The 8,527-nt window shown below is 35.0% G+C and carries 9 protein-coding genes and 1 pseudogene; 3 read left to right on the top strand and 7 right to left on the bottom strand.

Features of this window, described 5'->3' with window-relative positions; all coding sequences use genetic code 11:
* Nucleotides 1-941: DRTGG domain-containing protein (locus H529_RS0109160; protein ID WP_022856195.1), on the bottom strand; the 941-nt coding region annotated here is incomplete at its 3' end.
* Nucleotides 942-1,089: 148 nt separating this feature from the next.
* On the opposite strand from H529_RS0109160, the gene def reads away from it, so the two are divergent.
* The gene (gene def, locus H529_RS0109155) at nt 1,090-1,587 is read left to right on the top strand and encodes a peptide deformylase (protein WP_022856194.1); all 498 of its coding nucleotides are present in this window, start codon (nt 1,090-1,092) and stop codon (nt 1,585-1,587) included.
* Here def and H529_RS0109150 read toward each other — a convergent pair.
* The 4 genes from H529_RS0109150 to zapB all read right to left on the bottom strand — a co-directional run bounded on the left by H529_RS0109150 (nt 1,577) and on the right by zapB (nt 4,766).
* Complete coding sequence (locus tag H529_RS0109150; protein WP_022856193.1) at nt 1,577-2,368, bottom strand: TIGR00282 family metallophosphoesterase; 792 nt, start codon at nt 2,366-2,368, stop codon at nt 1,577-1,579. The two genes, def and H529_RS0109150, sit on opposite strands and share 11 nt — an antisense overlap.
* Before the next feature lie 21 nt (nt 2,369-2,389).
* Nucleotides 2,390-3,994 carry a ribonuclease Y gene (rny, locus tag H529_RS0109145; RefSeq protein WP_022856192.1) on the bottom strand — a complete coding sequence of 535 codons (1,605 nt, stop codon included), beginning with the start codon at nt 3,992-3,994 and terminating at the stop codon, nt 2,390-2,392.
* A 228-nt stretch (nt 3,995-4,222) separates the two neighbouring features.
* Complete coding sequence (zapA, locus tag H529_RS0109135; protein WP_022856190.1) at nt 4,223-4,522, bottom strand: cell division protein ZapA; 300 nt, start codon at nt 4,520-4,522, stop codon at nt 4,223-4,225.
* 25 nt (nt 4,523-4,547) lie between these two features.
* Entirely contained in the window at nt 4,548-4,766 is a 219-nt protein-coding gene (gene zapB / locus H529_RS0109130; protein WP_022856189.1) for a cell division protein ZapB, read from the bottom strand.
* Nucleotides 4,767-4,921: 155 nt separating this feature from the next.
* Here zapB and H529_RS0109125 point away from each other — a divergent pair, with 155 nt between their 5' ends.
* Together H529_RS0109125 and H529_RS12220 are read left to right on the top strand one after the other, a co-directional pair.
* The gene (locus H529_RS0109125; RefSeq protein WP_022856188.1) at nt 4,922-6,220 is read left to right on the top strand and encodes an endonuclease Q family protein; all 1,299 of its coding nucleotides are present in this window, start codon (nt 4,922-4,924) and stop codon (nt 6,218-6,220) included.
* 192 nt (nt 6,221-6,412) lie between these two features.
* The gene (locus H529_RS12220) at nt 6,413-7,009 is read left to right on the top strand and encodes a hypothetical protein (protein WP_028843179.1); all 597 of its coding nucleotides are present in this window, start codon (nt 6,413-6,415) and stop codon (nt 7,007-7,009) included.
* A 182-nt stretch (nt 7,010-7,191) separates the two neighbouring features.
* On the opposite strand, the gene bioB is transcribed toward H529_RS12220, so the two are convergent.
* Together bioB and H529_RS0109110 are read right to left on the bottom strand one after the other, a co-directional pair.
* Nucleotides 7,192-8,112: a biotin synthase BioB gene (gene bioB, locus H529_RS0109115; protein ID WP_022856186.1), complete on the bottom strand. Its 921-nt coding sequence runs from the start codon at nt 8,110-8,112 to the stop codon at nt 7,192-7,194.
* Between the two features lie 146 nt (nt 8,113-8,258).
* Nucleotides 8,259-8,527: pseudogene (locus H529_RS0109110) on the bottom strand (hypothetical protein); the annotation flags it as partial.

Here is an 8,527-nt window from a genome sequence, read left to right as displayed (position 1 = left end):
TCAACCGATGAGAAGGTATCAAGAGAGGTCACCACAATTGGCACTCCCTTTGTCTTAGCTATGTTTACCACCATCTCGCTTGGATATAACCCACCTGTCAAAAGTAAACACTTGGTAGAAGTCTCTAAAGCTAAAATCTGAATGTCTGTCCTGTTTACCCCTGTTATCACTAACTTGTTAGGTATCCTTAAAAAATACCTCATCGCATTCTCAGGGTCCATCGCACCTATCGTAATGTTCTCTACAAACTCATCAAGCTTGTCCTCACAACACACAATACCCCCGTTAACCACCTCAAGTAGCGTCCTAACCGTTACTGCCTCAAGCAACTTGTCCTTCTTGAAAATCCCTAAAACCTCTACACCCTTACCCTCTAAATAAGGAATCACCTTCTCCTTTACATAAGGATATTCCTCAACAGGGACCTTGTTTATCACCGCACCGGCAAAATTTTCCCCTAAAAGCTCTTTGATTCCTAAAATATCATCCACCGAGGTCTCTCCATCCCAAAGCTGAACTATTAACCCCTTACCCTTTAATTCTTTTATTAAATGAAAGCTGTCTATCCCAAGGCTGTAGCCTTCAAAAATGTTGTCTCCCCCAACCACAAAAAGGTAATCTTTAAGTTCAGACTGTTTTTTAATAACCTCTCTTATCTGCTGGTCTACTGATATGTCTTCTCCTTCAAACAGTTTGTACTGCACATCATAGGTAAACACAAACGGGCAGGACCATTCTACAGGGTCCTCAAGCTCTAAGACCTTATGGATAAACATCGCCTCTTCATCAAGAATTTTGTCTCCTACCTTGACAGGCACTTTGCCTATCAACTTCATATAACCAACTTTATTTCCCTTTTCTTTCAGGTTTAAAGCAAGGCCTAAAGCCAAGATGTTTCTTCCGGTAAACGGTCTGTTTGATACCAGAAATATGGATTTCATCTCCTTACCCCCTTGTTCCTTATCCTTTTTAATTATATTATGCCTTTTAATAGAACTTTTGACAACTCTCAAAATCAAAAAGCACGTTGAAATTTCTTAAATCAATTTTAAAATAATATTTATAAAAAGTTTTTTTAAGGAGATAAGGATGGAAATAGTAATCCTAGGTCATCCAGTTTTAAAGGAAAAAGCTTTACCTATAGAAAACATAGATGGAGAAATCAAAAACCTGGTGGAACAAATGGCGGAAACCATGTATAAAGCCAAAGGGCTTGGATTAGCAGCCAATCAAGTAGGAGTATTAAAAAGAGTGTTTTTATTAGATGTTTCACAGAAAGAAGGAACCCCAAAGTTAGAAGTCTATATAAACCCAGAGATCTTACAAACTGAAGGATATACTACTTATGAAGAAGGATGTCTTAGTATCCCTGGATATTATGCCAAGGTAGAAAGACATGCCAAGCTTTATATCAGAGCGTTAGATTTAGATGGCAATCCATTTGAACGAGAACTTGAAGGGTTACATGCCATAGCCTTTCAACATGAATATGACCATTTAGAGGGGATACTTTTTATAGACAGGTTGTCTCCTTTAAAACGTAGCCTTTTTCAAAAATGGTGGAAAAAGAATCAACCTAAGAAATAACTCTAAAAGTTTCGATAAAAATGGTTTCTCCTTTTTGATTTAATTTTATAAAAGCTCCTTCGAGTTTAAGTTGTCCTGTTTTTTCTACCTCTAACTTTCTTGGAACCATGTTTAAGTACATCTCTAATGCCTGGTCTATCTTCATACCTATGATACTTTCTACTGCTCCACACATCCCTACATCGGTTATATACCCGGTCTTATGAGATAAAATCCTGGCATCTGAGGTTTGAACGTGGGTATGAGTACCCAGAACTACAGAGACCACTCCGTTTAAAAAGTAACCCAGGGCTATTTTTTCTGAGGTGGCTTCAGCATGAAAATCAACCAAGATTAACGGTGTTTCTTTTTTTAATTCTAAAGCTAATTTTTTACCTACCAAAAACGGATTAAGCAAAGGACGCATAAAGATGCGTCCTTCAAGGTTAATTACCCCTAATTTTAAATCTTTTTTGGTATATACAGTCCATCCTTTGCCTGGAGCTCCTTCCCCATAATTAGCAGGTCTTATTACTCTTTCAGACTTATTGAGATAAGGGTAAAATTCTTTTTTCCAAACATGATTGCCTGAGGTTAAAACATCTATACCGTAAGAAAAAAGTTCCTCAGCTACTTTCTCGGTAAGACCATACCCACCTGCAGCATTTTCTCCGTTAGCTACCACAAAATCAGGTTGATATTTTTTCAAGACATCTGGCAGAAGGTCTTTAACCGCTTTTCTTCCGGCACTACCTACGATATCTCCTAAAAACAAAATTTTTATTTCTTTAACCTCTTCCATAAATTCATCCTGTTAATATTTTTATTTTGCGTACTCTATTACCCGGGTTTCTCTTATTACTGTTACTCTGATAATCCCCGGGTAGGTTACTTCTTTTTCGATTTTTTGTGCAATTTCTCGAGCTAATACATAAGCTTGTTCGTCTGTAATCTTTTTATCATCTACTATAACCCTAATTTCTCTCCCTGCCTGAATAGCAAAAGCTTTTTCTACTCCTTCAAAAGAGTAAGCAATAGATTCTAACTCTTTTATTCTTTTAATATAAGCCTCAAGAAGTTCTCTTCTTGCACCAGGTCTTGCCCCTGAAATAGCATCAGCTATCTGCAAAAGAATTCCTAAAAGACTATTTATAGGTATATCTTCATGATGAGAGGCGATAGCATTTACGATTTCCTCATCTTCTCCGTATTTTCTCGCAATTTCAGCCCCTATCAAAGCATGAGGACCTTCTAATTCATAAGAAGCAGCCTTACCTATGTCATGTAATAAAGCAGCCCTTTTGGCTTTTTTTACATCTATCCCCAGTTCTCCTGCTAAAGCTCCACAAATAATAGCTGTTTCTATAGAATGTTGAAGCACGTTTTGACTATAGCTTGTCCTATATTTAAGCTTACCAAGCATTTTTACTAATTCTGGATGAAGACCATAAACTCCCAATTCAAAACAGGCCTTTTCTCCTACCTCCACAAGATGTTGCTCCATTTCTTCTTCTACTTGTCTAACCACCTCTTCTATTCTCGTAGGATGTATCCTTCCGTCTGCTATAAGCTTTTCTAAGGCTAAACGAGCTATTTCTCTTCTAAGTGGGTCTACACAGGAAAGAACTACCACTTCAGGTGTATCATCTATCAAAAGGTCAACTCCTGTTAAGGTTTCAAAGGTTCTTATGTTTCTTCCTTCTCTTCCTATGATCCTACCCTTCATTTCCTCGTTAGGAAGTTGAACGGTGGAAACGGTTTTTTCGGTTACAAAAGGTATGGCTGCTTTAGCCACTGAATAAGAGAGAAGTTCCTGAGTTTTTCTTTTAACCTCTTCTTTTATTTCATTTTCTATCTTCATTATTAGTTTTGCCTTTTCTTCTGTCAATTCTTCGTCAACTCTTTTAAGAAGTATTTCCTTAGCCTCTTTTTCAGAAAGTCCGGCTATTTTTTCAAGTTCTTCCCTTGCCTGATGATATAATCTTTCTATTTCATGTTTTTGTTCTTCTAAAGATTTTTTAAATTCTTCTATCTCTCTTAGTTTTTTTTCTAAACCTTCTTCTCTTTTTAATAACTGTTCTTCTCTCTTAAAAAGATCGCTTTCTTTTTTAGAGAGATATTCTTCTTTACTTACTATTCTTTCTTCTTTTAAGGTTACTTCTTGAAGTCTTTTGTTAAACTCTTCTTCTAATTTTTGTTTATGAGACAAAATCTGTTCTTTAACTTTGAGTTCCGCCTGTTGAAGCCTAAAATTAGCCTCTCTTTCTGCCTTCTCTAAAACTTCTTTAGCTTTTTTTTCTGCCTCTTTGATGATTTCTTCAGCAGTTTTTTGAACCAAAAGGTTCTTTTTCTTCTGGAAGTATAAATAGACCCATAATATGGCTATTCCCAATAAACTACCTAAAATCAAGCCTAAAACAAGACCCATAAGACTCCTCCCTTATATATGATTTTTAAGGAGGAAGGAGAAAAGAAAAATTTAAAAAGATTTAAGGAAACCCCAGGGTGCCGTGGGAGCTCCCTGCTCCAAGCTCTTATTCTAAAAACTTTAGGGGTGGGGTCTGGCTAGTCCTGGATGCTCTTAACGAGCAAAAGACCCCAGATCCACCAAACCCCAACAAACTTTTAGTGTTAGCTTGGCAGGGCTCTACTCTCTTCACGAACACCCCAGGGATGGTTTTTCTTGTTCTAAAAACTCTCCCAGTTTTAAAATTTGTCCCTTAAGGTATTCTTCTAACTCTTCTTTTTCTCTTTTAAGCTTTACATAATCATGAGCTACCTGTAAAAGTAGCCAAACTGCCAGCTTAAAAGTAGGAACTTTTTTAATCTTCTCTACCTCTTTCTTTTTTTCCTCTAAATAAGCAAGCACCTCTGTTATTTCTTCTTCCGAGATATGGGCTCGGAAGGTAAACCTTTGTCCTAAAAACTCAAAAACTACTTCTTTTGAATTTAACATAGGCTTTTACATCTATCTTTAAAATCTATATTTGGGAGAGTTTCTCTATCAAACTACCAATTTTTTCTTTTAAAACCTTTCTTTCCTCCTCCCTCCTTTCTATTTCCTCTATAAGCCTTGCATTTTCCTCCTCTTTGTTTTTTAATTTATTTATAAGTTCCTCTTTTTCGTTTCTAAGTTGGACTACCAAAGCTATAAGAGCATCTATCTTTTCTTCTAAGTTAGCAATTTCCTGAAAAGCCATTTATTATGACCTCCCTTTTCGTTTAAATTTTTATAGTTTTAATTTAAGTAAAATATATTTTCAGGTTTTGTCAAGGGAAAAAATACCCTCTCATTAGGATTGACAAAAGTTTCACGTCTGATAAAATTTAAAGATAAAAAATTTCAAAAAAACAAATGCTAACAAAAAATCAAAACCTTCCTTCAAAAGAACTCTTAGAAAATTCTTTTTTAGCTGACCTTCACATCCATTCCAAATACAGTAGAGCTTGTAGTCAAAAAATGGAAATTCCTCAAATAGCTCAAATAGGCCATAAAAAAGGGCTTTCGTTGATAGGTACAGGGGATTTTACTCATCCTGCTTGGTTTAAAGAACTTAAAAATTGGCTTGAGTTTGACCCATCTTCAGGACTTTTGGTTTTTAAACACCTGCCTGAAGGTCCAAAATTTATACTTACTTCCGAGGTTTCCCTGATTTTTTCTCAAGGAGAGAAAACCAACCGAAGGGTTCATCTTATTCTTATAGCTCCTAATTTTGAGGTAGCTGAAGAAATAAATCTTTATCTTTCTAAACTTGGGTCACTAACGGCAGATGGAAGACCTACTTTTGGAGTTTCTTGTAAAAAACTAGTTTCAGACCTGATGACGATTTCAAAGGAAATACTGGTTATTCCTGCTCATGCTTGGACCCCCTGGTATTCAGTCTTTGGAGCCTTTTCAGGTTTTGATAGTCTTGAAGAAGCCTTTGAAGAAGCTACCTCTTATATCTATGCGATAGAAACTGGCCTTTCTTCAGACCCAGAAATGAACTGGCGAATTTCTAAGCTTGACTCAATTACTCTTATTTCTTGCTCTGACGCCCATTCACCTGCTAAGTTAGGAAGAGAAGCTACCGCTTTTTTTTACCCTCTTACTTATGAAAACATCTATTCTTCGATAAAAACAGGTAAGATCGCGTTTACCATAGAGTTTTATCCTGAAGAGGGAAAATATCACTTTGACGGCCACAGAAATTGTAAAGTCAGCCTTTCTCCTAAAGAAGCCAAGGCTTTAGGTCTCAAATGTCCTAAATGTGGAGAAAAAATTACGATAGGGGTTCTTCATCGGATAGAAGATCTGGCTGACAGAGAGGAGGGATATATCCCTCCTAACAAACCTCTTTCAGTACATCTGGTACCTTTAATAGAGATCCTAAGTGAGATTTTTAATCTTTCTCCTACTTCTAAAACTTTAGCCAAACTTTACGAGCAATATACCTCAGTTGCTGAAAATGAATTTAACCTTCTTTTAAAATTGACAGAAGATGAATTAGTGTCTCTTTTACCTGAAAAATTAGCAGAAGCTATCCTCAAGGTACGAAAAGGTGAGGTATCTGTTAAACCAGGTTATGACGGAGAATACGGGGTGGTAAAGGTCTTTTCTAATTTTGAACCAGAAGAACCTTTCCTTAAACAACAACCTCTTTTTTCTTTTTGAAAGTTTTACCTTTTAGACGTGTAATTTTTACAAAATTTTTTATTTTTACAAAACCAAAATTAGATAACCTTTCGTTTCCTTTTGAAATTTTCTTAAAAATCAAACTGGTTATTCTTTAAATTCATCCAGGTATTTTAGGCACGTTTTTTGTTTTTAAAAATATAAAAAAACAAGTGCAGGAGGTAAAAGCTTATGAGTAAAAAATTAAAATTTTTTGTCTTAGGATTTTTAATACTTCTTTTATTAAGCCCTTTAGGATTAAAGGCAGAAAACCTTAAGCTGGGTGTCTCTTTTTCCGAGGACAAGATAACCCATTTTTATTTAGCAGTAAGTAACTATTTTCAAGTCCCTAAGGAAAAAATTGTTATTCTAAAAAGAGGTTCTCTCATTAAGGAAGAAGAACTTCCTTTAGTTTTATATTTAAGCCATAAAAAGAAAGTAAGCCCAGAGTTTATTATAGACCTACGTAATCGAGGCTATAGTTGGTATAAAATTTTTATTTATTTAGGTCTTAAACCAGAAAGGGAGTTTGAAAAATGGGTTGTAATCTATCAGCCCGCTTATGGTCCCCCTTATGGTAAGGCTTGGGGATACCATAAAAAACATCCCACCCGTAAAATAGTTTTTAATGATCATGACTTGATAATATTATCTAATGTCCATTTTATGTCAAACTATTATCAAATAAAACCTATAAAAATAAGAGAAGGACTTGAGAAACATCGAAATATTTTAATATTACACGAACATCTATTTAAAAACAAACACCGAATAAAAAATAATAAATAGTAACTGCAAGCCTACCTTTGAGGAATTGAAATTAATTGTTCTATAATACATTAAATAAAATGCTGTAAACTGCAAGCCTACCTTTGAGGAATTGAAAGCAGATAGGCAGTTGGTTGAAGGACAAGGTGGATGTGTAACTGCAAGCCTACCTTTGAGGAATTGAAAAGTGTTTTGAAAAAAATTTAAAAATCAATTTCTAGTTTATGTCTTTTTATGAATTCTAAATCATCTATATAGGTAAAGCCTTTGGTAGTTAAATAATTTCCTGTCATTAAAGCATTGGCTCCTGCAAGGAAAATCCAAGAAGCAAATTCTTTAAGTATAGGTCTTCCTCCACAAACTCTAATATCTTTTTTGGACAAAATAATTCTAAACATAGCAATAATTTTTAAAGCTTCAAAAGGAGACAAAGGGTTGATATGTGCTAAAGGAGTTCCTTTTATTGGTGTAAGAAAATTAATAGGTATAGAATCTACATCCAGAGATTTTAAAAAGTATGCCATATCAATTCTATCTTCCCAGGATTCACCCATTCCAAAGATACCACCAGAGCATATAGAAATTTTGGCTTTTTTCGCTGCTTCAAGAGTGCGAACTTTATCAGCAAATTTATGAGTAGTACATATTTTAGGAAAAAAATTTTCTGAAGTCTCAATGTTACAGTGAAGCCTCTGAAGTCCATGGTCTCTCAAGTAACATATCTCATCATAATCTAATAAACCTAAGGAAGCACAAGTATTTATCTCTTTTCGAGAAAGAAATTCTACGGTTTTTGCAATATCTTTAATTTCTTTTTTAGAAGGCTTTTTTCCACTTATAACGATAGAAAATCTTTTAACTTTATATTGTTTCGCTTCTAAAGCCTTTTCAAGGATTGTAGTTTTATCCATTAAAGGATAAACTGGTGCTGAAGTTTTATATTTTGAAGATTGAGCACAGAAGGCACAATCTTCTGAACATTTCCCGCTTTTAGCATTTACTATAGCGCAGAGTTCAATTTTGTTACCTTTATATTTATTTCTTACAGAATTAGCAATAAAAAGCAATTTGTAAAAATCTAATCTTTCAAGAATTTTGAGATAATTTTCTGTTGGATTGTTCATTAAAAATACCTTAGGCTCTTGATCCAATATTCTAAAAAATTATAATACAGAAACTTAAAAAACAAGTGTTTTTGTTTTTATGTCTAAAATAAAATTAATCCCCCGGAAGATATTTTCCGGGGGTTAATGTTTTAAAATTTTTTAAATTAACACCCTTCTACTTTTTTCTTGGCACCAGCGGGTTTATTAGCTGGCTTCTCAGCGGGTTTTTCAGCTGCTTTCTCAGCAGGTTTTTCAGCGGGTTTTTCAGCTGCTTTCTCAGCAGGCTGAGCTGCTGGAGCAGGAGCCTCTGTCTTAGGTGCTTCAGGCTTTGGAGCCTCTTCCTTCTTCTGCTGACATCCTGCTAATCCAATCACACCAGCTAAAGCCAAACTTAACATGAAAGATACTACCTTCCTCATCTCTCTTACCTCCT

Source organism: Thermodesulfobacterium thermophilum DSM 1276, from assembly GCF_000421605.1.
GTDB lineage: Bacteria > Desulfobacterota > Thermodesulfobacteria > Thermodesulfobacteriales > Thermodesulfobacteriaceae > Thermodesulfobacterium > Thermodesulfobacterium thermophilum.
Note: the sequence above shows the minus strand (reverse complement) of the source record. Positions and strands in the feature narration are given on the sequence as shown.